We start from the raw sequence: 24,273 nt of genomic DNA, 5'->3' as shown, positions 1-24,273 counted from the left end.
CGCGGCGGCAGGTGTAGCCTGGCGGCTGTGATCATGTACTACGGCGGAGATGTCTACAGCAGCGTCGATCCCTTCGCGACTGCCCTCGGCAGCGCGGACGGGACCGTGAACTTCATCGGCTCGGACGAGGCGGCACTCGCCCTCGACGCCGAGGCGATCGACCTGGGCGGTGACTTCCTCACGCCCGGGTTCGTCCATGCCGGCCTCCTCCTCGACGAGGCGGCGCCGAGTCCGGCCGCCCTCCATGACGCGGGCATCGCCTACGTCCACGCCCTCGGCGATGAGGCGGGCATTGCGCGCTTCGCGGCCGACGCGCCCGAGGGCCTCACGGTCATCGGCTACCCGGAGCTCGCGGCCGGCGGCAGCCGGGCGTGGCTGCCCGCCGCGGCCCTGGCGGAACTGACGGCCCTGCCCGAGACCTCCCTCTACCTCGTCGTCGCCGACGCTGAGGAGCTCACCGCAGTGCTCACCCGACTCGCCGCGGACCCCGCCCACGCGCAGCGCTGGGGGTACCGTCTGCTCCTCGACTTCACGGTGCCCGCGTCCCTCGTCGATGACATCGGCCGGACCGGTGTCGCACTCACCCTCGACCCGAGCCGCGACCAGCCCCTGGCCGCGCTGCTCTCCGCCGGAGCGCAGGTCTCCTTCGTCTTCGCCCACGAATCGCCGTGGGTGAGCGTGCGCGACGCGGTCATCGGCAGCGACGGGGTCGGCGCGCGCGCCGCCTTCAACGCCGCCACCCGGTTCGCCCACCGGGCCGCTGGCAACCCCGAGGGCGGAGTGCTCCGTCCCGGTGCCGCCGCCGACTACGTGCGGTGGCGGGTCGAACGCCTCGTCGTCCAGGTCGCCGACCCCCGGGTGGCGGCGTGGAGCACGGATCCGGCCTCCGGCACCCCCGGGCTGCCCGAGCTCGCTCCCGACGTCGCCCTGCCGACACGCGTGAGCTGAGCCGGATTTCAATCCGACACGCCGAGAAGCGGAAAGTTTTCTTCCCCTTGACACTTCGCTCTCACCTGCGGATTTGATCAAAGTCGCAGGTCACAGACATTTTGCAGACTCGGGTCGAGCGATTAGATTCGTCGTTGACGTTCCACCGGTCGTGGAATGGAGCCGACACTCCTGTCAATAGATAACTCACTGTGCGCCGCGGTTGTCCCGTTCGCGCACAGCGTGGTCCGAAGGCGGGGGTGTCGGCTCATTGTTTGCTCCCGGGTGGGCGTAGGGTTGACGCCGTGGTTTCGAAGATTCTGGTAGTCATCCCGACGTACAACGAACGTCTCGCCCTTCCCGTCACCCTTGCGGGGCTGTTCGAGCATCAGCCCGAGGTCGACGTCCTCGTCGTCGACGACGGCTCTCCCGACGGGACGGGGGAGTGGGCCGCTGCGCAGGCGGCCGTCGATGAGCGCGTCCACGTCCTCCACCGCACGGAGAAGGCCGGTCTCGGCATGGCCTACATCGCCGGCTTCACGTGGGCGCTCGAGCGCGACTACGAGATCATCTGCGAATTCGATGCCGACGGGTCGCACCGGCCCCTCGACCTCGGACAGCTCATCGCTCCGGCACTCGCCGGTGCCGCCGACCTCGTCATCGGCTCCCGCTGGGTGCGCGGCGGCGCGATCGTCGACTGGCCCCGGTCCCGCTTCCTCCTCTCGCGAGGGGCCAACCTCTACGTCGACGCGATGATGGGCCTCGGGGTCCGGGACGCCACTGCCGGCTTCCGCGCGTACCGCCGCGAGGTCCTCGAGGCGCTGCAGCTGACCGGGGTCGAATCCCAGGGCTACTGCTTCCAGATCGACATGACGTATCGCACGATCGAGGCCGGCTTCCGCGTGCTCGAGGTCCCGATCGTCTTCGTCGAACGCGAACTCGGGGAGTCGAAGATGAGCTCCTCGATCATCTCGGAGGCGTTCACGAAGGTCGCCGGCTGGGGACTGGCCCGCCGCGGCCGCCAGGTGCGCGCCCTCTTCGGACGCTGAGGGCCCCGGTTCCGTTCGCGAATGCACGAGGGGCGTCGACCTCTCGGTCGACGCCCCTCGTGTCGGGCAGCGGAGTCTCAGCTCTGCGCGGGCACCTCACCGCGGCGAATCGCCAGGCGCTCGTCGAGGAGGACCTGGAGTTCGTCGAAGGACCGGCGCTCGAGGAGCATGTCCCAGTGCGAGCGCACGTGCTTCTCGGGTTCGCCGTCGGGTTCGTTGACGCCGACGCGCACGCCGATGCCGTGGATGCCCGAATCCCACGTCGAGGGGACCTCCGCCTCGATCGAGAACGGAACCTTGAAGCGGGTGCCGTCCTCGCATTCGAATTCGACCATCTGGCGCGGCGCCGGCTCGACGCCCTCCTCCGACTCCAGGCTGCGCGAGCCCAACTGTGTTCCGCGAAGACTGCGTTCGCTCATCTCTTCGACCTTCCGACTCGACTGCAGACGTGCATACGAAAGCAACAGTCTACCGCTTCGGGCTATTCCCCTGCGCGGACGGTCAGCCGAGCGTGCGCTGCGCGAGCGGCACGTCGTCGGTGACGATGGCGTCGACGCCGAGGCCGGCGAGCGTGCGCATGTCGGCTGCCTCATTGATCGTCCACACATGCACCTCGAGGCCGAGCCGGTGGGCGCGGTCGACGAAGTCGCCCGTGACGATCGGCACGCCCTTCCAGCGCATCGGCACCTGGAAGGCGTCGAGGTCGGGGGAGAGCTCGAGCAGACCGCGAGTCGGGAAGCCGGGCAGGGCGCCGAGGAGGAACCGTGCCGTCTCCCCGGTGCCCGCCGAGGTGGCCACCCCGGGCAGGCTCGCCCGCAGCCGGCGCAGCGTGGCATCGGAGAACGACGCCAGGCGCAGGGAGTCCTCGATGCCGCCGAGGCGGACGAAGCGGACCATCGCCGCGATCGACTCCGGAGCCTTGACGTCGATGTTCCACTTCGCACCCGGCAGGGCATCGACGAGATCGCCGAGGCGGGGCAGGCGTCCGCCGTCGACGAGGTCGATGGCGTCGAGCTCGTCGGCCGGCAGGTCCCGGATGAGATGCGGGCAGTCCGCGATGCGCCGCAGATCCGCATCGTGGGCGGCGAAGAGGACGCCGTCGGCGGAGGCGTGGACGTCGGTTTCCATCCAGACGATTCCCGCGTCCCAGGCCGCGGTGAACGCCGTGAGCGTGTTCTCACTCGTGCCGGGCCACAGGCCGCCGCGGTGGGCGATGATCTCAGGCTGGGAATTCATGATCCAATCCTAGAGTCCTGTTGAAATCTCTCCTGGTGTCGACAACGATGGAGGCATGAGCCGAGCACAGGACCCCATCGAACCGGACTTCGTCATCGATTCGACCAAGCGCACCCCCACCGAGCGGGCGCGCACCGCGGCGACCCGCGCCTACGGCGCCGCGAGCAGCGGCGTGAGGAACGTCCGTGAGGCCGCAAAGGGCTCACGCCTCATCGAGGCCGCCGAGTCGTCGGTGAACAGGGCGCTCGGCAGCGTCTCCCATGCGATCGACGACGCCGTGCGCAGCGGCAAGGTCGAACGCGCCTTCGACCGGGCACAGGAGACCGTGACCTCGGGCGCCGACAGCGTCCGCCGACTGGTCACGCGGCGGTCACGGGACACCGGCGATGCCGCCGGGCGCACCCGCGACTGACACCGCCGCAGTGACGGAAGTCTCCTGCGCTCGGGCGGCGATTGCGCGTGCCGCGTTGAAAATGTAACAGTTCGTTAACTAGACTGGCCCCAGGTAACGATCCGATAACTTGGGGCACAGGCTCGCTGAGCGTGTGCCGCGCACTCTCACGCGAAGGACGGACTGTGGGCAAACACTCCTCGACCTCGACGAAGGGCTCGCTCCTCGCCGCACTCAAGCCGGCGAAGAAGCGCACAGGGCGCCACGCACCCGAGGCGAACTCGGCGACCGGAGTCCTCTCCGCCGTCCGGTCGCGCCCCGTGCTCTCGGCCTTCATCGTGCCCGCCGCCGCGACCGCGGCGGTCGTCGGGTCGACGTTCGCGATGGCGCCGAATGCCGCCGGACCCGCGGAGCAGGTCGTCGCGCAGAGCCCGGTCGTCGTCGAGGTTCCCGCTGCCAGCCCGGCCGCCGATGAGAACCTCAAGAAGGCCGAGGAGCAGGCGAAGGCCGAGCCGGAGAAGCTCTCGCTCGAAGCGAAGACGAAGGCACCGGAGCCCAAGCCGTCGGCCTCGAGCGAGAAGTCGTCGACGGCACAGAGCTCCGGATCGAAGTCCTCCGGATCCGACGACTCCGCACCCTCGAAGTCGGGGTCCTCGGCCGGCAGCTCCGGTTCGTGCCCGATGTCCTACTACGGCGGCGGTGACGGCTTCGACGGACAGAAGACCGCGAACGGCGAGACGTTCAACACGAACGAGCTCACCGCCGCGCACAAGAGTCTGCCCTTCGGCTCGAAGGTGAAGATCACGAACAAGGCCAACGGCAAGTCCGTGACCGTGCGCATCAATGACCGCGGCCCCTACAGCGGATCCCGCTGCATCGACCTCTCGAAGGCCGCGATGTCCGCCGTCGGCGGCATCAGCGCCGGGGAGATCCAGGGCACCTACGAAGTCCTCTGACACCGATCGCGCGGCCGGTCACAGCCGGCCGGTCCCTCTGTTGAGTTCGAGAAGCTCGCACGCCCGGCGTGCGAGCTTCTCGCGCACTTCCGCCGGGGAGACGACCTCGACCCCGGGCACGGTGAGCAGCTGCGAGACGGCGACCTCGACCGATTCGAGGGCGATGTCGACCTCGATGCGGCCCACCCCGTCGGCCCCGGTGACCGGACGGGCGGCGGCCACCGCCTCGGCGGTGAGGGGACCGGGGACGTGGTGGACGAGATCAGCGCACGCCGTCTGCGGGAGCCGGATCCGGACCGGCAGTGTGCGCAGACTCCGGTCGAAGTCGATGCGCGCCTGCTGCCAGTGGTCGGCGAGGTCGAATCCCGTGGGACCGGTCGCCTGCGTCCAGTGCACGCGGACCTCGGAGATCCGCGAGACCCGATACGTCCGGGGCGCGACTCCCGGCGGCTGGGCGACGAGGTACCAGCGCCCGGCCTTGACGACGAGACCCAGCGGAATGACGCTGCGTTGCCGGGTGCCGTCGGCCCGCGCATAGGCGAAGCGGAGACCGCGGCGCTGGCGCAGTGCGGTGGCCACGGTGTTCAGTGCCGGGGGAGCGGCCTCCTCGGCGAACCAGTCGGGACCGTCGACGATGACGGTGCGCGTGAGATCGTCGTGACCGGAAACAGCGGCGATCTTCGCCCGCGCTGTCGCGAGGTCGCCGGAGAGCCCGAGATCAGCGGAGGCGAAGGATCCGAGGAGCACCGAATCGAGTTCGGTGCGGGTGAGGCCCGACAGCGGTGACGTCCACTCGCCGAGGAGGCTCACCCCGCCGCCCGGACCGGACTCCGTGACGATGGGCACGCCCATCCGGGAGAGTTCAGCGAGGTCGCGGTAGATCGTGCGCACCGTGACCTCGAGGCGGGTCGCGAGGTCGCTCGCCGTGAGCGGATGCGACCGCGCCGAGAGCAGCGCGATCTCCGAGACGAGTCGGGCGGCCTTCACGCAGCTCTCCCGACCGGCGACACAGCATCCATGGACAGAGATTCTATGCTCATCCCTGACAGTGGATGTCAGGGATCGGGGTCGAGGATCGATCCATGACGCATTCACCAGCTCCAGCTCAGTCCTCCACCCGACCCGCACCGACCCGTCTCGACAGCCGACCGTTGGCCGGCCGGACCGCTCTCGTCGCCGGGGCGACCCGCGGCGCCGGCCGGGCGATCGCCCGGGAACTCGCCGCCGCCGGAGCATTCGTGTGGTGCACCGGCCGGTCGACGGCCGGCGCACCATCGGACTACGGGCGACCGGAGACGATCGAGGAGACGGTCGACCTCATCCGCGCCGCCGGGGGAGAGGGGCAGGCCGTGGTCTGCGACCACCTCGACGAGGAGTCGTTGTCCGCCCTGGCCGAGCAGGTCGAGGCGGAGGGCCGGGGCCTCGACATCCTCGTCGGCGACATCGGCGGAGAGGCGTACGTGTCCTGGGGTCAGCCGCTGTGGGAGGGCGACGGCGCCCAGGGTCGGCGACTCCTCGAGACCGGTCTGCTCAGCCACCTCCTCACCGCCCGTGCCCTCCTCCCGCTGCTCACCCGCACACCGGGCGGGCTCCACATCGAGATCACCGACGGCACGAGCGCCTACAACGCGACGCACTTCCGCGAATCCATCTGGCTCGACCTCACGAAGACGGCGATCAGCCGGTTCGCCTTCGGTCTCTCCCATGAGCTCGCCCCCGTCGGCGCGACCGCCGTGGCCCTGACCCCGGGTTGGCTGCGCTCGGAGATGATGCTCGAGGGCTTCGCGACGACTGAGGAGACGTGGCTGACCGACGCCCTCGACGAGTCGAACGAGGCCGCACCCCGGGACTTCGCGATCTCCGAGACCCCGCACCTGATCGGCCGCGGCATCGCCGCACTCGCCGCCGATCCCGACCGTCACCGCTTCACGGGACTCACGCTGAGCAGCTTCGACCTCGCCGGCACCTACGATCTCACCGACCTCGACGGCTCCCGACCCGATTCGTGGGGCTACCTCGCCGCGAAGGAGGACGATCCGTCCGCGGACCCGATGACCTTCCGATGACCGGGTGTCGTGAGACACCGCTACCCAACCCCGGTGCCCGGGACTACTCTGGCAGTACATCAGAGGAACCACGATCCTTGAGGGGAGCGCCATGTCGGAGGAGACAGCAGACGTCATCATCGTCGGAGCCGGGCCGACGGGGCTGACCGCCGCCCGCGCGCTCACCGCGGCGGGCCGGTCGGTCATCGTCCTCGAAGCCCGCGACCGGGTGGGCGGGAGGACGTGGACGGACACGATCGACGGACAGATGTTCGAGATCGGCGGCCAGTGGATCTCACCGGACCAGACGGCGATCCTCGACCTCGTCGACGAACTCGGCCTGACGACCTACCAGCGCTACCGGGACGGCGACAGCGTCTACCTCGCACCCGACGGGACCCGCACCGTCTACGACGGCGGCATGTTCCCCGTGCCCGCGGCCACGCAGGCGGAGATGGAACGCCTCATCGGCCTGCTGGACGACCTCGCCGAGCGCATCGGCGCCGACGCCCCGTGGGACGCCGCCGAGGCCGCCGACCTCGACGCAGTCTCCTTCCAGCACTGGCTGGAGGGGCAGTCCGACGACGCGCTCGCGGTGGCGAACATCGGGATGTTCGTCGCCGGAGGCATGCTGACGAAGCCGACGACCGCGTTCTCGGCGCTCCAGGCGATCCTCATGGCCGCCTCGGCGGGATCGTTCTCCCACCTCGTCGACGACCACTTCATCCTCGACCGCCGGGTCGTCGGCGGCATGCAGTCGGTGTCGCAGCGCCTGGCCGCCGACCTCGGCGAGGACATCGTGCGGCTGAACAGCCCCGTCCGAACCATCGACTGGAGCGGTGAGAACGTCGTCGTCTCCACCGATGACGCGTCCTACACCGGCACCGCGGTGATCGTCGCCGTCCCGCCCAACCTCTACTCCCGGATCACCTACGTCCCGCACCTGCCGCGCCTCCAGCAGGTCTTCCACCAACACCAGTCGATGGGGCTCGTCATCAAGGTCCACGCGACGTACCCGCGCCCGTTCTGGCGGGAGCAGGGCCTGTCGGGCACCGGTTTCGGCGCCGGCCACCTCGTCCAGGAGGTCTACGACAACACGAATCACGGGGAGGAGCAGGGAACGCTCGTCGGCTTCATCTCCGACGTCAACGCCGACCGCATGTGGGCACTGAGCGAGGAGGACCGGAAGACTGAGATCCTCGAGGCGATCGCCGCGTTCCTCGGACCGGAGGCGCTCACCCCGACGGTCTTCCACCTCTCGGACTTCGGGGCCGAGGAATGGACGCGCGGGGCGTACGCGACGAGCTACGACCTCGGGGGACTGAGCCGCTGGGGCCGGTACCAGAACGATCCCGTCGGGCCGCTCCACTTCGCGAGCTCGGACATCGCCGGCCGCGGCTACCAGCACGTCGACGGCGCGGTGCGGATCGGGCGGGACACCGCTGAGACGGTGCTTCGCGCTCTCGCCGACTAGTGGTTAGATGAACGGATGACTTCGGCAACACCCGCACCAGAACGCCCCATCGAAACCGACTCCGGCCTGAGCGCAAAGGGGCTCTCCGCCGGCAAGGTCGGTGCGATCGGCGGCGCGATCATCGGCATCGCCTGCATCGCGCCCGCGTACACGCTCACATCGGGGCTCGGCCCGACGATCTCCGAGGTCGGGGTCCACACCCCCGCGATCCTCCTCATCGGCTTCGTCCCCATGCTCCTCGTCGTCTTCGGCTACCGGGAGCTCAACACCGCGATGCCCGATTCGGGCACGACCTTCACGTGGGCGACGCGCGCCTTCGGCCCGTGGCTCGGATGGATGGGCGGTTGGGGGCTCATCGCCGCGACCGTGCTCGTCCTGTCCAACCTCGCCGCCGTCGGCGTCGACTTCCTCTTCATCCTCCTCAGCCAGATCTTCTCCGATCCCGCGATCGCCGACCTCACCCGGGTGCTGTGGATCAACATCCCCATCACCATCCTGCTCACCGCGGTCGCCGCCTGGATCTCCTACCGCGGCGTCGAAGCCACCGAGAAGGTCCAGGTCTGGCTCGTCGCCTTCCAGGTCATCGCGCTCGGGTGGTTCGTCATCGCCGCACTCATCCACGTCGCCAACGGCACCGCCTTCGACGCCACCCCGGTCAGCCTCGACTGGTTCAACCCGGTCGCGGCCGGGGACTTCTCGACGATCGCGGCGGCCGTGTCGCTGTCGATCTTCCTCTTCTGGGGCTGGGACACCGTCATCACGATGAACGAGGAGGCCAAGGACCCGGAGAAGACCCCCGGCCGGGCGGCGATGCTGACGATCGTCGCGATCGTCGTCATCTACCTCGCCTGCACGATCGCCGTCATCGCCTACGCCGGCGTCGGCACGGAGGGCCTCGGGGCCGGCAACCCGGAGAACCAGGAGTCGATCTTCGCAGCACTCGCCTCACCGATCATGGGCCCCTTCGCCATCATCGTCTCGATCGCCGTGCTCTCCTCGTCACTCGCCTCGCTGCAGTCGACGATGGTCTCACCCTCACGCACGATCCTCGCGATGGGCCACTACGGTGCGCTGCCGAAGCGCTACGGCAACGTCTCCCCGCGCTTCAAGTCGCCCTCGGTCGCGACGATCACCTCGGCGGCAGCGGCGATCATCTTCTACGTCGTCATGCGCCTGCTGTCCGAGAACGCCCTGTGGGACACGATCACCGCGCTCGGGCTCATGGTCTGCTTCTACTACGGGGTGACCGGACTCGCCTGCACGTGGTACTTCCGCCGGTCCCTCTTCCTCTCCGCCCGGACGGTGTTCTTCCGCTTCCTCTTCCCCCTCCTCGGCGGACTCACCCTCCTCGTCATCTTCGTCCGCACCGCGATCGACTCCCTCGACCCCTCGTACGGGTCGGGGTCATCGGTCTTCGGCATCGGCCTCGTCTTCGTCCTCGGGATCGGGGTGCTCCTCCTCGGCGTCGTCATCATGATCATCCAGGCCGTGCGCCACCCCGCGTACTTCCGCGGGGAGACGCTGAAGAAGGGCATCCACGCCGAGGCGGCCTGAGGTGGGGGAGAGGCATCGGCTGGCCGAGCTGCGGGCGCTGCGGCGGGTCCGCGATCGCATCGACCGCGAGTTCGACCGACCCCTCAACGTCCCCGACCTCGCGGCCGGGGTGCACATGTCGGCCGGTCATCTCAGCCGCCGCTTCAAGGCCGCCTACGGCGAGTCGCCGTATGCCTACCTGCTCACCCGGCGCATCGAGCGGGCGATGTCGCTCATCCGCCGCGGCGACCTCTCGATCACCGAGATCTGCTTCGCCGTCGGGTTCACCTCGCTCGGCACCTTCAGCACGCGGTTCTCCGAGCTCGTCGGCATGTCACCGACGAGCTACCGGCAGCGGGCGGTCCACGGCGACCTCGACCTTCCGACGATCATCGCCAAGACCGTGCTCAGGCCCGTCAGGAATCGAGAAGTGGGACACCGCCCCGGCGACTAGCATGAGAGTCATGGACATCTCGATCACTGCCAGCTTCCTTCCGCACACCGACGCCGAGGCGTCACTGACCTTCTACCGCGACGTCCTCGGCTTCGAGGTCCGCCTCGACGTCGGCCAGGGCCAGATGCGCTGGATCACCGTCGGCGCCCCCGACCAGCCCGACACCTCGATCGTGCTCACCCCGGCCGTCGTCGACCCGACGCTCACCGATGCCGAGCGCGAGACCATCGAGGCGCTCATGGCCAAGGGCAGCTACGCGTCCATCGTCTTCGCGAGCCCCGCTGTCGACGCCGTCTTCGCCGAGGTCGAGGCGAAGGGCGCCGACATCGTCCAGGAGCCGATGGACCAGCCCTACGGTCTGCGCGACTTCGCGCTGCGCGATCCGGCCGGCAACCTCATCCGCGTCCAGCAGCGGGACTGAAGGGCCGCGATGACCCAGGCAGCGGACAGCCATGACCTCATCCGGGTGCGCGGGGCCCGGGAGAACAACCTCCGCGACGTCTCCGTCGACCTGCCCAAACGCCGGCTCACCGTGTTCACCGGTGTCTCCGGGTCGGGCAAGAGCTCACTCGTCTTCGGCACGATCGCCGCGGAGTCGCAGCGGATGATCAACGAGACCTACAGCGCCTTCGTCCAGGGGTTCATGCCGCAGATGGCCAGGCCCGACGTCGACGTCCTCGAGAACCTGACGACGGCGATCCTCGTCGATCAGGAGCGGATCGGGGCGAACCCGCGCTCGACCGTGGGCACCGTGAGCGACATCAACGCGAAGCTGCGGATCCTCTACTCCCGGCTCGCCGAACCGAACCTCGGCTCGCCCAACGCCTACTCGTTCAACGTCGCGACGATCAGCGGCAAGGGCGCGGTGACGACGGTCAAGGGCGATGCGAAGGAGGTCGAACGGCGCGAATTCAGCGTCAACGGCGGCATGTGCCCGCACTGCGAGGGGATGGGCACGGCCACCGACATCGACGTCGCGCAGATCGTCGACGAGACGAAGTCGATCAACGAGGGGGCGATCACCGTCCCCGGGTTCAAGGTCGGCGGCTGGTCCGTCCGCTTCTACGCGGAGTCGGGGTTCTTCGACCCCGACGTCCCGGTGGCCGAGTTCACGGCCGCGCAGCGGCGCGCCCTGCTCGATCTCGAGGGGGAGAAGATCGTCGTCAGCGGGACGAACCTCACCTATGACGGCCTCATCCCGAAGATCCGGAAGTCGTTCCTGTCCAAGGACCGCGACGGCATGCAGAAGCACATCCGGGAGTTCGTCGACCGCGCCGTCGTCTTCACCGAGTGCCCCGAGTGCCACGGCACGCGGCTCAATGCGGCGGCGCGGTCCTCGCTGCTGGCCGGGAAGTCCATCGCCGAGGTGTGCGCGATGGAGATCTCGGAGCTGACCGCGTGGCTCGCTGAGATCGACGACCCCGGTGTCGCACCGCTCGTCGCGTCTCTGAAAGAGACCGTGCAGGCCTTCGTCGACATCGGACTCGGCTACCTCTCCCTCGAGCGCTCATCGGGGTCGCTGTCCGGGGGAGAGGCCCAGCGGATCAAGCTCGTCCGCCATCTCGGCTCCGCGCTCACCGACGTCACCTACGTCTTCGACGAACCGACGATCGGCCTCCACCCTCACGACATCGAGTCGATGAACCGTCTGTTCCTGCAGCTGCGGGACAAGGGCAACACCGTCCTCGTCGTCGAGCACAAACCGGAGACGATCGGCATCGCCGATCATGTCGTCGACCTCGGCCCCGGTGCCGGCACCGCAGGGGGAGAGATCTGCTTCACCGGCACGGTCGCGGGTCTGCGGGAGTCGGGCACGCGCACCGGCGATCATCTCGGCTTCACCGCCGCGCTCAAGGAGGCCGTGCGCACACCGACGGGCGCACTGGAGATCAGAGGAGCGGACGGCCACAATCTCCGCGACGTCGACGTCGACATCCCCCTCGGGGTGCTCACCGTCGTCACCGGGGTCGCCGGATCCGGCAAGAGCACGCTCATCGACACCTCGCTCGTCACCCGCGACGGGGTCATCATCATCGACCAGACGCCGATCAGGGGATCGAGACGGAGCAATCCGGCGACGTACACCGGCATGCTCGAACCGATCCGCAAGGCGTTCGCGAAGGCCAACGACGTCAAACCGGCCCTCTTCAGCGCGAACTCCGAAGGGGCCTGTCCGGTGTGCAACGGGGCCGGCGTGATCTATTCGGATCTCGGGATGATGGCGGGGATGTCGGCCCCGTGCGATGTCTGTCAGGGCAAGGGCTTCCAGGCCGCGGTGCTCGACTACACGTTCGGGGGCAGGAACATCCGCGAGGTGCTCGACATGCCCGCCGCCGAGGCGGTCGACTTCTTCTCAGCGGGGGAGTCGAGGATCCCGCAGGCCGCGAAGATCGCCGCCACCCTCGTCGACGTCGGTCTCGGCTACATCAGTCTGGGCCAGCCGCTGACGACGCTGTCCGGCGGTGAGCGGCAGCGCCTCAAACTCGCCGCGCATCTGTCGGCGAAGGCCGCCGACGCGGCGTCGGTCATCGTGCTCGACGAGCCGTCGACCGGCCTCCACCTCGCCGATGTCGAGAACCTCCTGCGCCTCCTCGACGGCCTCGTCGACGCCGGCCGTACCGTCATCGTCATCGAACACCATCAGGCGGTCATGGCGCATGCCGATCACATCATCGATCTCGGGCCGGGAGCCGGACACGACGGCGGGCGGGTCGTCTTCACCGGCAATCCCGCCGAGCTCATCGCCGACGGTGCCACGCTCACGGCGCGCCACCTCGGCGATTATGTCCGGCAGAGTGTACAGGTGTGAACTTTCCGTGCCCGTATAGACACGGCCGGAGAAGTCGATTACCGTTTCTAACGGTTCGGTAACGTCCGGCCGTGTCCGAGGCTCCTTCCCAAGGGCATGCACCCACCTCACAACGGAGATGACCACTGTGAAACTCGTCAGCACCTTCCTGCGCAGATCCGCGATGCTCGTCGGGGCCGGGGCACTGGCCGCGGCCGGTCTCCTCGGTGCGAATGCGCCCGCCCAGGCCGATGAGTCCGAGAGTGTGTGGGATCGCGTCGCCGCCTGCGAATCGAGCGGCGACTGGAGCATCAACACGGGCAACGGCTACTACGGCGGTCTGCAGTTCTCGCTGCAGACGTGGAAGGCGTTCGGCGGTGAGGGCATGCCGCACGAAGCCAGCCGTGAGGAGCAGATCCGGATCGCGCAGAAGACGCTCGCCGTGCAGGGTCCCGGCGCCTGGCCGACGTGCGGGAAGAAGGCCGGCCTGACGAAGGCGAACGGCGCTGCCGATGACGGCGGAGCCTCCGAGGCCGAGAAGGACGAGGACGCGAAGGCCGAAGAGCCGAAGAAGGACGAGCCGAAGCCCGAAGAGCCCAAGGCCGAGGAACCCAAGAAGGACGAACCGAAGGCTGAGGAGCCGCCGGCACCCGAGGAGCCCAAGGCCGAGGAACCGAAGGCTGAAGAGCCGAAGGCTGAAGAGCCGAAGGCTGAAGAGCCGAAGCCTGAGGAGCCCGCCGCGGAAGAACCGGCAGCGCCCGAAGAGCCGACGGACGACGCGCCTGCCGACGGCACCGCCGGCGACTCGGCAGACACCGGCGACGCACCCGAGTCGGACGACGGCGGGAGCCCGCCGAACGGCACCGGCCTCACCGGGCACGTCATCCAGATCTTCTGATCCGGGGGAGTCGGCGCACTCAGGGCACGGTGACCGTCCTCTGAGACGATTCCCACGCGCGGACCCCGGACAGATGTGCTCATCGTCGTTAGCGTGGATAACGGTTCGGTAACGGCCGGACCGCTTGACCGAATGCAGTCGATCTTTGGAGATGACATTCGTGAGACACGCTGCGACCACTCTGCGCAGAACAGCACTGCTCACCGGAGTCGGCGCGATCGCCGCCGCCGGACTCGTCGGCCTCAGTCCACCAGCCCAGGCCGCTGAATCCGAGAGCGTCTGGGATCGCGTCGCCGACTGTGAGTCCGGCGGTGACTGGAGCATCAACACGGGCAACGGCTACTACGGCGGTCTGCAGTTCTCGGAGCAGACATGGAAGGCGTTCGGCGGTGAGGGCATGCCGCATGAGGCGAGCAAGCAGGAGCAGATCCGCATCGCCCAGAAGACGCTCGCGGAACAGGGACCCGGTGCCTGGCCGACATGCGGTGAGAAAGCCGGCCTGACGAAGGAGACCGGCGCCGCGGACGACGGCGGCGGCTCCGGTGGTTCGGACGACTCCGGCAAGGTCGGCCTCGGCGGCTACGTCGGGAGCGGATGACCGTCGGATCATCGTGTGGCCGCGGACAGCTGGACGCTGTTCGCGGCCACACGCACATTCACGGCACTGCCGCGTCCCGGCCTTCCAGCGTATAGCGCCGATAATATACATTATGTTAACTAAACCGATGAAGCCACTGCCCCGGCCTCATCTCGTGTCTCTCATGGAGCCCGCAGGTCGACATGGAGCGTGCAGGCCATCCCGGAGTCTGCGGGTCGACACGGAGTCCGCAGCGTCGGCCCGTGCTGCGCGCGACTCACTGATCGCCGCTTTCGCCGGCCTGCGCGACCATGACTTGCGGCCCGCCTGTGCGACGGCGGCTTTCGGATTGCCCGGACTTCTCGGAACCATTGCCGGCCAGCGCATCGCGCACCGGCATCTCCACCTGCTCGGTGGTCGGATGAACTCGCCTGAGCGACACCAGCGTCCAACCGAATGCTCTGCCCCGACTCTCAGTCATCGGACTACTCCCCTAGTCACACCCCGGGCTCAGCCGATCTCGGCGTCGATTCGCCTCCACGGAAGGAGCAGACATCGGACTGTTGACTTATCTAACGAGCGTTCAATAGGGTGAGTGTGATCGCGGCCACAGGAGATCGGTCGGATGTCACCACGACGCAAGGAAGCTTCATGGTTCACCCTCAGTCCACTCCCCCTGTCGCACTCGCTTCAGCCGGGTCGGAATCCCGCCGCAAGGCCTGGTCGCTGACAGGTCTGCTCGTCGTCCTCTACGTCGTCAACTACGGCGACAAGGCCGCCTTCGGCATCATCGCCCAGGCCCTCGGGGAGGAACTCGGCATCAGCGCCGCTCAGATCGGCCTCGTCGGCAGCCTCTTCTTCTTCGCCTTCACGGTCGGCGGCTTCTTCGCCGGCGCCCTCAACCGCTGGATGTCGCTGCGCACCGTCCTCCTCGTGCTCGCACTCGTGTGGGCGGCCGCCATGCTCCCGCTCGTCGTCGCCGCGACCTTCGCCGTCCTCGTCGCCTCCCGGATGCTCCTCGGCTTCGCCGAGGGCCCGAGCTCCGCCCTCATCCACACCGCCGCATATTCGTGGCACCCCTCGTCACGCCGCGGCTTCCCGGGTGCGCTGCTCGCCAGCGCCGCCTCGGTGGCGAAGATCGTCCTCGCTCCCCTGCTCGCCTACCTCTCGGTGACGTTCGGCTGGCGCAGCGCGCTCATCACGATGGCCGTCATCGGCATCGTCTGGTGCTTCTTCTGGCTGCGCTTCTGGGAGGTCGGCCCCTACATCCCGGCGAAGGCGACCGGACCGGCGAAGAAGGCGCACTCCGACGCCGCAGCCGAGGACACCGCCGCGGATGACTCGGACGAGCCCCGCGTGCCGTGGGCGAGGATCTTCCTCACCCGCACCTTCCTCACCGGTGTCCCGCTCGTGGCGAGCATCTACGCCCTCGTCACCGTCGTCCTCACCTGGCTGCCGTCGTACTTCGAGGTCGGTCTCGGCTTCAGCCGCCTCGAGGCCGGGTCGATGCTCGCGATCCCCTCGATCGTCGGTCTCATCAGCCTCATCGGCGGCACCCTGCTCTCCGACTTCCTCCTCGCCCGCGGCTGGTCGTCGCGGTTCGTCCGCATCGTCGGACCCTCGCTGCTCGTCGTCGTCGGCGGCGGCATCCTCTTCCTCCTGCCCTCGATCGAGAACGCGGCCGCCGCGGTCGCGATCGTCGCGATCGGCTACGGCGTCGGGGTCGTCGTCCTCCCGCTGTCGAATGCCGCGGTCTCCGAGATCTGTCCGCCCCAGCAGACCGCCGGCACCCTGGGGGTGTTCCTCGCCCTCATGGCCATCGGCGGGCTCGTCGGACCCTACGTCACCGGGCTCATCGTCGATGCCGCCGCCAGCCCCGGCCTCGGCTATGCGACGGCCTTCCAGGTCCTCGGCGTCGCCGCGGCGGTCTCGGCGGTGCTCACTCTGCTCTTCGCCAATCCCGAACGCGACAAGGTCATCGTCCGCGGCGCCGCCGCCCAGGAATGATCATCCGCGGCGGCTGACCGGGCGTCCCGACAGCAGGAGCACCCGGTCGGCCGCACTCGCGGCCGGCGCGTCGGTGCGCGGCGGCGCATAGCCGCCGGTGTCGCCGAGGTCGACGATGAGCGCGGCGAGGTCGGTCGCCATGAACTCCGCGAGCGCCTCATCGACCGGCCACGGATCGCCGGTGCCGGCGGAGAGGTCAGCGGCATGGAGGGCGAGTTCGAGGATCCGCATCCGCACGAGCTGGGTGCCCGGCAGATCCCCGATGCGGTGGCTGACCGAGACGCTGAGATCGACCTCGGCGGCGAGCCGGCGGAAGCGGTGCTCATGGGTCCAGAACGCCTCGAGCGGATCCTCGCCGAGGTGGTCCCGGTCCCTCGTCGCCTCCACCTCGGCGGGCGGGTCCTGGGCGAGCAGCATCGCGTACCGCAGTCCCCCGCCGATGAGGTGGTTGACGAGATCGCGGTTCGACCAGCCCCCGCAGCCGCTCGGCGCGGCATAGTGCGCACTCGCCTCGGGCGGTCCCAGACGCCGCAGCGCCTGCACCCAGCAGGCTTCGGCGCGGTCGAGATTCTCGGCGATGACGGGCTCGAGCATGTCACCGATTCTGCCACGACCACCGGCTTCTCATCTGATGGGAAGTTTCGCGCTGCCTCTGGGCCGCCTCGGCGTTTGGGGTTATCTTGCTCACACGAGAAGAATCACCCGAGGTGAGGAGTCCGACCATGGTGACGGCAAGTGCCTCCGCCGACTATCTGCCCCTGGCCAACGCCCCGGTCCTGTGGATCCTCGCGCTGTCCGTCATGGGCGTCGTCGTCATCCAATCCCTCATCTACATGCGCGCGGTGCGGCAGAACGCCGCCTCGGCCGACATGAGCCAGGCCGAGGTCACCGCCGCCTTCCGGGCCGGCGGGGTCGCGGCGATCGGCCCCTCGCTCGCCGTCGTCCTCGTCGCCATCGCTCTCCTGCCGCTCTTCGGCACTCCCCCGGTCATCGTCCGCGTCGGCCTCATCGGCTCCGCCGCCACCGAGGTGGCCTCGGCCTCGATCGCGGCCGGGACGATGGACGCCAACCTCGGCGATGCGACCTTCACCCGCGGCGTCTTCATCGTCGCGCTCATGGCGATGAGCCTCTCCGGCGCCGGCTGGATGCTCTCGGCGCTCATCCTCACCCCGATCTTCAAACGCAGCTCCCACAAGCTCGAGAAGATCAATCCCGCCCTCATGTCGCTCGTGCCCGGTGCCGCGCTGCTCGCGGCGTTCGCGGCGCTGACGTTCCGCGAGATCCCGAAGTCGCCCACCCACGTCATCGCGATCGCCGTGTCCGCGGTGACGATGGCGATCTGCCTCGCCGCCGCCCACGTCCTCCGCCAGTCGTGGCTGAAGGAATGGGGACTGGGCATCTCCGTGCTCGCCGGTCTCGTCGCCGCCTACTTCGCCCACTACGCCGGCCTCGGCATGCCCGACGCCTGAAGGAGGCCTCATGTCCGTCATTCCCTCGCCCTCGCATGAGGCATTCGAAGCCACGACGACGAAGTGGGGCTCGATCACGCTCTTCATCGGGTTCCTCATCGCCACCTCGGTGCCGTTCTACCTCCTCGTCGTCGCCGACGCCGACATCGGGTTCGGCGACATCCTCACCGCGTTCCTCGCCGTCTTCGCCGTCTACGGCGTCTTCTACGTCGTCGAACCGCTCACGTACTTCCCCATCCTCGGACCGGCCGGGATGTACCAGGCGTTCATGATCGGCAACGTCGCGAACAAGCTGCTGCCCTCGGCGATCGTCGCCCAGGACACGATCGGGGCGAAGCCGGGCACCCGGAAGGGCGAGTACGCGGCGACGATGGCGATCTGCGGGGCCGCGATGATCCACGTCGTCTCCATGGTCCTCTTCGTCGGGGTCCTCGGCACCTGGCTCGTCACGGTCATCCCGGAGAACATCACCCTCATCGCCCAGCTCTACATCCTCCCGGCGATCCTCGGCGGGGTCACCGTCCAGCTCATCGTCTCACTCCGGCAGGTGAAGTCGACGATCATCGCGCTGGCCGTCGCCGCCCTCGTCATCCTCGTCCTCATTCCGGTCGTGCCCGTCCTCGCCCCCGGCGACGTCGCTATTGTGGTCATTGTCACCATCGTCATCACGTGGTTCACCCGGAACCGGGCCGTCACCGACACCCGCGATGACTCCGGTGAGGACACCGTCGGGATCAACTGAGCTCCCGACCGAGCACGAAAGGACGCCATGCCGCTGACAACGCGCCTGCGCACCGCGGTCACCGATTCCCTCGCCGAGGCGGTCGCCGACTACCAGCAGTTCCACCGCACCCCCGAGCTCTCCATGGCCGAGACGCAGACGGCGGCAGCGATCGCCGAGTTCCTCACCGGACTCGGCCTCGCACCCCAGACGTTCGGCGGCACCGGCGTCGTCGCCGTCATCGAGAACGGCGAGGGACCCGTCGTCGCCTACCGCGCCGACACGGACGGACTGCCGATCGCCGAGGACACCGGACTCGACTACGCCTCCCACGCCGAGGGCACCCTGCCCGACGGGACGACGACCCCGGTCATGCACGGCTGCGGCCACGACACCCACATCACCGTCGGCCTCTACCTCGCCCGGTTCCTCACCGAGCACCGGGAAGCGTGGGCCGGCACCGTCGTCCTCCTCTTCCAGCCCGGGGAGGAGACCGCTGCGGGAGCGCAGGCGATGCTCGACGACGGCCTGTGGGAGACCGTGGTCAATCCCGAGGTCGTCTACGGTCAGCACGTGTGGCCCGGACGTGCCGGAGACGTCTACGTCTCCTCCGGCACGGCGATGGCGATGTCGGACTCCCTGCGCGTCACGGTCCGCGGGAAGCAGGCGCACGGCTCCCAGCCGGAGAACGCGATCGACCCGATCGTCCTCGGCGCCTTCATGATCACCCGCCTCCAGTCGATCGTGTCCCGGGAGATCTCGGGCCGCGACACCGCCGTCGTCACCGTCGGCACGTTCCACGGCGGACTCAAGGAGAACATCATCCCCGAGACCGCGGTCTTCACCCTCAACATCCGCACCTTCGACGAGGACGTCCGCGCCGTCGTCCTCGACCGGGTCCACCGCATCGTCCGCGCCGAAGCCGAGGCCTCCGGCGCCCCCGAGCCTCTCATCGAACCGATGCACTCCTTTCCCCGCTGCGTCAACGATCCCGATCGCACGGCCGCCTTCGTCTCCGCCGCGGGCGCCGAACTCGGCGAGGACCACGTCCACGTCGTGCCCGCCGTGACCGGCAGTGAGGACTTCGGGGCGTTCGGCGACGCGCTCGGAGTGCCCTACGTCTACTGGTTCTTCGGCGGCTACTCCCCCGCCATCCTCGACGGCGACGAACCGCCGGCGGGCAACCACTCCCCGCACTTCGCCCCCGACGATGTGCCCACCACCCTGGAGACGGGCCTGCGCGCCGCCCTGACGGCCGTGCTCTCCGACCTCGGGAGGGCGGAGGGATGAGTGAGGACCTGCGCTGGATGAGCACCCGCGAACTCGCCGCGAGGATCGCTGACAAGGAGATCTCGGCCCGGGAGGCGCTGGACGATCAGCTGCGCCGCATCGACGAGGTCAACCCCGCGCTCAACGCCGTCGTCACCCGCGACGACGACCGGTCGCGGGCGGAAGCCGCAGCCGCCGACGAGGCGCTCGCGGCCGGAGCCGAGATCGGCCCGCTCCACGGAGTGCCGATGACCCACAAGGACACCAACGACACCGCGGGCATGCGGACGACGTGGGGGTCGCCGATCTTCGCCGACCGCGTGCCGCAGTCCGACTCCCTCATCATCTCCCGGCTGCGCCGTGCCGGGGTGATCACGACGGGCAAGACGAACGTCCCCGAGTTCGCCGCCGGCTCCCACACGTTCAACCCCGTCTTCGGCGTCACCCGCAACCCGTACGATCTCGACAAGTCCGCCTCGGGCTCCTCCGGCGGCGTCGGAGCGGCCCTGGCCGCGGGCATCCAGGCCTCCGGCGACGGGTCCGACATGGGCGGATCGCTGCGCTCCCCCGGGTCCTTCAACAACGTCGCCGGCTTCCGTCCGACGAACGGGCGGATCCCCAACTCCTCCCCCTCGCCGTTCTCCTGGCTCGGACAGACCGGCTTCATGGCGCGCACCGTCTCCGACATCGCGTTCCTCATGAGCATCGCCGCCGGTCCCGAACCCGGACTGCCGGCGATCCTGGCCGAACCCGGGTCCGTCTTCGACCGTCCCCAGTTCCGCCTCGGCGGGCAGGCCCCCGACCTCACGGGCGTCCGGATCGGGTTCAGCCCCGACCTCAAGGGCCTCCTGCCCGTCGAGCCGGAGGTCGTCGACATCGTCGCGGCCACCGCTCCCGTCTTCGCGGACCTCGGTGCCTCCGTCGACGATGTCATCCCCGATCTCTCCGACGGCGACGAGGTCTTCGGCGTGCGCCGGGCCATGGACTTCCTCGCCTCCTGGGGCGGGCTCTACGAGACCGATCGCGACCGGATGAAGGAATCCGTGCGCTGGAACATCGAAGCCGGGCAGCGGCTCACCGGCCCGCAGATCGTCTCCGCCGAGGCCGCCCGCGCCAGGCTGAGCGGCGAGGTGCAGCGGTTCTTCGCCGATCACGATCTCCTCGTCCTCACCACGTGCCAGGTCCTGCCCTTCGACGTCGGCATCGAATACCCCATGGAGATCGACGGCACCCAGCTCGAGACCTACCTCGACTGGATGCGGGCGCTGTGCCTCATCACCGCCACCGGCTGCCCCGCGATCTCCGTGCCCGCCGGGTTCTCCGCCGCGGGACTGCCCGTCGGGGTCCAACTCGTCGCGAAGCCCGGCGACGACGTCCGCCTCCTCGAGATCGCCCACGCCTTCGAACAGGCCACCCGGTGGAATGAGCGCCACCCGGAGATCGGCGAGTGATGGTTCGGCTTGCCTCAGCACTGTTTGCCGAGCCTTTCCACACTGGAATGATTCCAGAAATGGTGTCAAGCTGGTCACGACGCAGGCGGCAGTCCGCTGCCTGACAACGCATTAGGAGATTCACATGCACCTGAGCCCCGCAATGCAGAAGGTCCTCGGCGAGCAGGTCACGCTCGAACTCGAGGCCTCGATGGTCTACCTGCAGATGTCCATTCAGCTCGACGACCTCGAGCTCACCGGCATGACCCGGTGGATGCGCGCCCAGTCGGAGGAGGAGCAGGTCCACGCCGCGAAGTTCATCCAGCACTGCGTCGACCGCGGCTTCGCCCCGCAGATCGGTGACATCGCCGCCCCGAAGGTCTCCGGCTCCCGTCCGCTCGACTTCTTCAAGGCCGCGCTCGCCCACGAGGAGAAGGTCTCCGAGTCGATCCGCAACATCTACCGCACCGCCCAGGCCGAGGGCGACCTCGACGTCCTTCCCCTGCTCAACTGGTTCATCGACGAGCAGGTCGAGGAAGAGGCGAGCATCTCCGAGATCATCGGTCGCCTCGAGATCGTCGGCGACAGCGGCTCGGGTCTGCTCTCGATCGACAACGCGCTCGGTTCGCGTCACCCGGACATCTCCGCCGACAGCGAGTGAGACTCCGCTGACAGCGAATGAGACTCCGCTGACACGGCCGGTTCCCCACCGCGGGGAGCCGGCCGTTGTGCTTCCCCACGCCGGGCCGACTTCCGGCCCCTGCGGCGGACTCCTCAGACCCCGAAGACGAGCTGGGCGAGGAGCAGCGTCGGGGGCAGGGTGGCGAGCATGAGCACCGTCTGGGCGGCGATGAGCGCGGCCATGAGCTCGGCGTTGCCGCCGAGCTGCCGGGCCATGACATAACCCGAGCTCGCCGTCGCGATCGCCTGGAAGATCAGTCCGACCACGGCCGCCTCGGCGGGGACGTCGAGCACGACGAGCGCGGCGAGGCTGAGCCCGGGCAGGACGACGAGCTTGACCGCCGTCGACCAGACGAGGCCGGCGCCGTGCTCCCGCAGGGAGAACCACCGCAGTCCCGCTCCCACGCAGATGAGGCCGATCGGCAGGGCCGCAGCCGCGAGCGGATCGAGGACACCGGAGACGAGTTCCGGCAGCGCCCACCCGCTGAGGTTCCACAGTCCCCCGAGGGCGCACCCGATGACAAGGGGGTTGAGGACGATGACGCGGAGGAGGCCGAGGACCGACCGTCGTCCCGTGCGGAGGAACTCGAACCCGAGACTCGAGACGATGTTGACCGTGGGCACGAGGATGGCCGCGACGATCGCCGCCAGCGCTCCCCCGGTCGGTCCGAGCAGGCTCGCGGAGATCGAGAGGCCGATGTACGTGTTGAAGCGGATCCCGCCCTGGAGCACCGAGGTGAACGCCGGCAGATCCGCGGCGACGACGCGGCGGAGGACGATGATGAACAGCGAGACGATGAGCGTGGGCACGACGAGGGCGACGGCGAGTCGGAGCACGGGGACGGCGGTGACGTCCACCTCGGCGACGGAGGTGAAGAGGAGGACGGGCAGGAGACAGTAGTACGCGAGCCTCTCCGCCCCCGCCCAGAAGTCCTCGCCGGAGAACAGCGGAGTCCTCCGCAGTCCCAGGCCGAGCACGATGAGTGCTGTGACCGGGACGAGGGCGGCGAGGATCGGAGACAGGCTCATATTGTTTGAGAGTTCCATGTGTGAGGATTGATTTCAAAATTGAGTGTGTTTGACTCAATACAGGACCGGTTCCCCCAATGAAAGGACGATCATGGCCACTCGCTTCGATCCCATCCGCGATCTCGACCGCTTCTTCACCGAGGTCACCCGCACCCCGAACGCCGCGACCATGCCGATGGACCTCTACCGCGACGGCGAGGTGTTCGTCGCGCAGATCGACATGCCCGGGGTCGACCCCTCGAGCATCGACGTCGATGTCGAGGACCGCACGCTCACGGTGCGCGCGCAGCGGACCTCACCGGTGGCGGACAAGGACGTCAAGTGGCTGACCAGGGAGCGGACCTCGGGCACGTACGCCCGCCAGCTCACCCTCGGCAACCGCGTCGCCCTCGACCGGATCCGCGCCGACTACGAGGACGGGGTGCTCACCCTGACGATCCCCGTCGCCGAGGAGGCACGACCGCGCAAGATCAGCGTCTCCCATCAGGCGCCGAAGCAGACCGAGGTCATCGAATCCACCGAGGTGGTCGAGACCGAGGACGACCGGCCCCTCTGAGCCAGGGCTGATCCGCACCGGCGGGCAGAGAAGCATGAGCGCGTGCCTGCCCGCCGTTCAGCGTTCACGCGCGAGCAGGTAGGCCAGGCACATGTAGGGCAGGTCGACGGTGCCGGTGATCGGATGCTCCTCGGTGAGATAGCCGCGCAGGTTCGCCTCGACGCGGCTGCGGGTCGCCTCGCTCGACCGCAGCCAGTACGACCGGGTGCGCGCGAGATCGACGATGCCGTCGACGTCGAGCGGGGTGGAGAAGTCGATGACGGCCCGGTCGTGGAGGCTGAAGCCGCGCGGCGCGGGCACGTACGCGGGCCGGTAGACGTCCCCGGCGTGCATGATGCGGCTGAGCCGCAGCACCCAGTCGACGCGGACGTCGAGTTGGTTGATGAGGATGAGCAGCCGACCGGAGGGCGTGAGGATCCTCGCGATCTCCTCCCCCGCCGCCGCCTCGTCGAACCAGTGCCAGGCCTGGGCGACCGTGACGACGTCGACGCTGCCGGTCGCCAGGCCGGTCGTCTCCGCGGACCCGACGAGAGACGGTGCCGGATTGTGCTCGAGGGCCGCGGCGTCGGGGTCGACGGCGACGACCTCGGCGCCGGCGGCGAGCAGCCTCCGACTGAGGATTCCCGTGCCCGCCCCGAGGTCGCACACCCGCAGCCCGGCCCAGCCGGCGCCGAGGAGGTCGAGGGCCGCCTGCGGATAGTCGGGGCGGACGGCGTCGTAGAGGTGGGCCTGAGTGCCGAACCGAGTCCCATGCGCGGCCTGAGCCCGGGGTCTGACCATGGC

General features: G+C 68.9%; 25 protein-coding genes and 1 pseudogene. 19 read left to right on the top strand and 7 right to left on the bottom strand.

What is annotated here, in order from left to right:
* The first annotated feature begins 33 nt into the window (after positions 1-33).
* Together ACFQ91_RS09505 and ACFQ91_RS09500 are read left to right on the top strand one after the other, a co-directional pair.
* On the top strand, positions 34-948 hold the full coding sequence (locus tag ACFQ91_RS09505) for a metal-dependent hydrolase (protein ID WP_198500968.1): 915 nt from the start codon (positions 34-36) through the stop codon (positions 946-948).
* Positions 949-1,232: 284 nt separating this feature from the next.
* Complete coding sequence (locus ACFQ91_RS09500) at positions 1,233-1,976, top strand: polyprenol monophosphomannose synthase (protein WP_198498776.1); 744 nt, start codon at positions 1,233-1,235, stop codon at positions 1,974-1,976.
* Positions 1,977-2,053: 77 nt separating this feature from the next.
* Here the strand turns inward: ACFQ91_RS09500 and ACFQ91_RS09495 are convergent, their stop codons facing one another.
* Together ACFQ91_RS09495 and ACFQ91_RS09490 are read right to left on the bottom strand one after the other, a co-directional pair.
* Entirely contained in the window at positions 2,054-2,395 is a 342-nt protein-coding gene (locus tag ACFQ91_RS09495) for an RNA polymerase-binding protein RbpA (RefSeq protein ID WP_009375781.1), read from the bottom strand.
* 82 nt (positions 2,396-2,477) lie between these two features.
* A complete protein-coding gene (locus ACFQ91_RS09490) occupies positions 2,478-3,212 on the bottom strand; it encodes a glycerophosphodiester phosphodiesterase family protein (RefSeq protein WP_198498775.1) in 735 nt (244 codons plus the stop codon).
* Between the two features lie 55 nt (positions 3,213-3,267).
* Here ACFQ91_RS09490 and ACFQ91_RS09485 point away from each other — a divergent pair, with 55 nt between their 5' ends.
* Positions 3,268-3,624 (top strand): hypothetical protein, encoded by a 357-nt coding sequence (locus ACFQ91_RS09485; protein ID WP_198498774.1) that lies wholly within the window; start codon positions 3,268-3,270, stop codon positions 3,622-3,624.
* Positions 3,625-3,788: 164 nt separating this feature from the next.
* Positions 3,789-4,559, top strand: a complete 771-nt coding sequence (locus ACFQ91_RS09480; protein WP_198498773.1) for a septal ring lytic transglycosylase RlpA family protein — start codon at positions 3,789-3,791, stop codon at positions 4,557-4,559.
* A gap of 18 nt (positions 4,560-4,577) precedes the next feature.
* Here the strand turns inward: ACFQ91_RS09480 and ACFQ91_RS09475 are convergent, their stop codons facing one another.
* Positions 4,578-5,546: a YafY family protein gene (locus ACFQ91_RS09475; protein ID WP_198498772.1), complete on the bottom strand. Its 969-nt coding sequence runs from the start codon at positions 5,544-5,546 to the stop codon at positions 4,578-4,580.
* A gap of 95 nt (positions 5,547-5,641) precedes the next feature.
* On the opposite strand from ACFQ91_RS09475, the gene ACFQ91_RS09470 reads away from it, so the two are divergent.
* The 8 genes and pseudogenes from ACFQ91_RS09470 (at position 5,642) to ACFQ91_RS09435 (ending at position 14,349) form a co-directional block, all read left to right on the top strand.
* Positions 5,642-6,625 (top strand): SDR family oxidoreductase, encoded by a 984-nt coding sequence (locus tag ACFQ91_RS09470; RefSeq protein ID WP_198498771.1) that lies wholly within the window; start codon positions 5,642-5,644, stop codon positions 6,623-6,625.
* A 37-nt stretch (positions 6,626-6,662) separates the two neighbouring features.
* Positions 6,663-8,078: pseudogene (locus ACFQ91_RS09465) on the top strand (flavin monoamine oxidase family protein); the annotation flags it as partial.
* Positions 8,079-8,093: 15 nt separating this feature from the next.
* Positions 8,094-9,632 carry an APC family permease gene (locus ACFQ91_RS09460; protein ID WP_198498769.1) on the top strand — a complete coding sequence of 513 codons (1,539 nt, stop codon included), beginning with the start codon at positions 8,094-8,096 and terminating at the stop codon, positions 9,630-9,632.
* A 1-nt stretch (position 9,633) separates the two neighbouring features.
* A complete protein-coding gene (locus ACFQ91_RS09455; RefSeq protein ID WP_198498768.1) occupies positions 9,634-10,065 on the top strand; it encodes a helix-turn-helix transcriptional regulator in 432 nt (143 codons plus the stop codon).
* A gap of 1 nt (position 10,066) precedes the next feature.
* On the top strand, positions 10,067-10,486 hold the full coding sequence (locus ACFQ91_RS09450) for a VOC family protein (protein WP_198498767.1): 420 nt from the start codon (positions 10,067-10,069) through the stop codon (positions 10,484-10,486).
* A 9-nt stretch (positions 10,487-10,495) separates the two neighbouring features.
* A complete protein-coding gene (locus ACFQ91_RS09445) occupies positions 10,496-12,874 on the top strand; it encodes an excinuclease ABC subunit UvrA (protein ID WP_198498766.1) in 2,379 nt (792 codons plus the stop codon).
* 118 nt (positions 12,875-12,992) lie between these two features.
* Positions 12,993-13,751, top strand: a complete 759-nt coding sequence (locus ACFQ91_RS09440) for a transglycosylase family protein (protein WP_269780024.1) — start codon at positions 12,993-12,995, stop codon at positions 13,749-13,751.
* A gap of 151 nt (positions 13,752-13,902) precedes the next feature.
* Positions 13,903-14,349 (top strand): transglycosylase family protein, encoded by a 447-nt coding sequence (locus ACFQ91_RS09435; protein WP_269780023.1) that lies wholly within the window; start codon positions 13,903-13,905, stop codon positions 14,347-14,349.
* A 256-nt stretch (positions 14,350-14,605) separates the two neighbouring features.
* On the opposite strand, the gene ACFQ91_RS09430 is transcribed toward ACFQ91_RS09435, so the two are convergent.
* The gene (locus ACFQ91_RS09430) at positions 14,606-14,809 is read right to left on the bottom strand and encodes a hypothetical protein (RefSeq protein WP_198498765.1); all 204 of its coding nucleotides are present in this window, start codon (positions 14,807-14,809) and stop codon (positions 14,606-14,608) included.
* A 170-nt stretch (positions 14,810-14,979) separates the two neighbouring features.
* On the opposite strand from ACFQ91_RS09430, the gene ACFQ91_RS09425 reads away from it, so the two are divergent.
* A complete protein-coding gene (locus ACFQ91_RS09425) occupies positions 14,980-16,335 on the top strand; it encodes an MFS transporter (protein ID WP_198498764.1) in 1,356 nt (451 codons plus the stop codon).
* Here ACFQ91_RS09425 and ACFQ91_RS09420 read toward each other — a convergent pair whose 3' ends face one another.
* Complete coding sequence (locus ACFQ91_RS09420; protein WP_198498763.1) at positions 16,336-16,929, bottom strand: maleylpyruvate isomerase N-terminal domain-containing protein; 594 nt, start codon at positions 16,927-16,929, stop codon at positions 16,336-16,338.
* Positions 16,930-17,057: 128 nt separating this feature from the next.
* On the opposite strand from ACFQ91_RS09420, the gene ACFQ91_RS09415 reads away from it, so the two are divergent.
* From ACFQ91_RS09415 to ACFQ91_RS09395, 5 genes are all read left to right on the top strand, one after another.
* The gene (locus ACFQ91_RS09415) at positions 17,058-17,804 is read left to right on the top strand and encodes a DUF5058 family protein (RefSeq protein WP_198498762.1); all 747 of its coding nucleotides are present in this window, start codon (positions 17,058-17,060) and stop codon (positions 17,802-17,804) included.
* Between the two features lie 10 nt (positions 17,805-17,814).
* Positions 17,815-18,546 (top strand): hypothetical protein, encoded by a 732-nt coding sequence (locus ACFQ91_RS09410; protein WP_198498761.1) that lies wholly within the window; start codon positions 17,815-17,817, stop codon positions 18,544-18,546.
* Between the two features lie 27 nt (positions 18,547-18,573).
* Entirely contained in the window at positions 18,574-19,815 is a 1,242-nt protein-coding gene (locus ACFQ91_RS09405) for an amidohydrolase (protein WP_198498760.1), read from the top strand.
* Positions 19,812-21,245 (top strand): amidase, encoded by a 1,434-nt coding sequence (locus tag ACFQ91_RS09400; protein WP_198498759.1) that lies wholly within the window; start codon positions 19,812-19,814, stop codon positions 21,243-21,245. Before ACFQ91_RS09405 ends, ACFQ91_RS09400 begins: the two co-directional genes overlap by 4 nt.
* Before the next feature lie 124 nt (positions 21,246-21,369).
* Positions 21,370-21,885 (top strand): ferritin, encoded by a 516-nt coding sequence (locus ACFQ91_RS09395; RefSeq protein ID WP_137824099.1) that lies wholly within the window; start codon positions 21,370-21,372, stop codon positions 21,883-21,885.
* A 113-nt stretch (positions 21,886-21,998) separates the two neighbouring features.
* Here ACFQ91_RS09395 and ACFQ91_RS09390 read toward each other — a convergent pair whose 3' ends face one another.
* The gene (locus ACFQ91_RS09390; protein WP_198498758.1) at positions 21,999-22,934 is read right to left on the bottom strand and encodes an AEC family transporter; all 936 of its coding nucleotides are present in this window, start codon (positions 22,932-22,934) and stop codon (positions 21,999-22,001) included.
* Positions 22,935-23,025: 91 nt separating this feature from the next.
* Here ACFQ91_RS09390 and ACFQ91_RS09385 point away from each other — a divergent pair, with 91 nt between their 5' ends.
* Positions 23,026-23,490 carry an Hsp20/alpha crystallin family protein gene (locus ACFQ91_RS09385; protein ID WP_198498757.1) on the top strand — a complete coding sequence of 155 codons (465 nt, stop codon included), beginning with the start codon at positions 23,026-23,028 and terminating at the stop codon, positions 23,488-23,490.
* Positions 23,491-23,547: 57 nt separating this feature from the next.
* Here the strand turns inward: ACFQ91_RS09385 and ACFQ91_RS09380 are convergent, their stop codons facing one another.
* Positions 23,548-24,270: a class I SAM-dependent methyltransferase gene (locus ACFQ91_RS09380; RefSeq protein WP_198498756.1), complete on the bottom strand. Its 723-nt coding sequence runs from the start codon at positions 24,268-24,270 to the stop codon at positions 23,548-23,550.
* Positions 24,271-24,273 lie beyond the last annotated feature (3 nt).

Source organism: Brevibacterium sp. NPDC056726 (genome assembly GCF_042790515.1).
Lineage (GTDB): Bacteria > Actinomycetota > Actinomycetes > Actinomycetales > Brevibacteriaceae > Brevibacterium > Brevibacterium sanguinis.
This window is presented reverse-complemented; position numbering and strand designations above follow the sequence as displayed.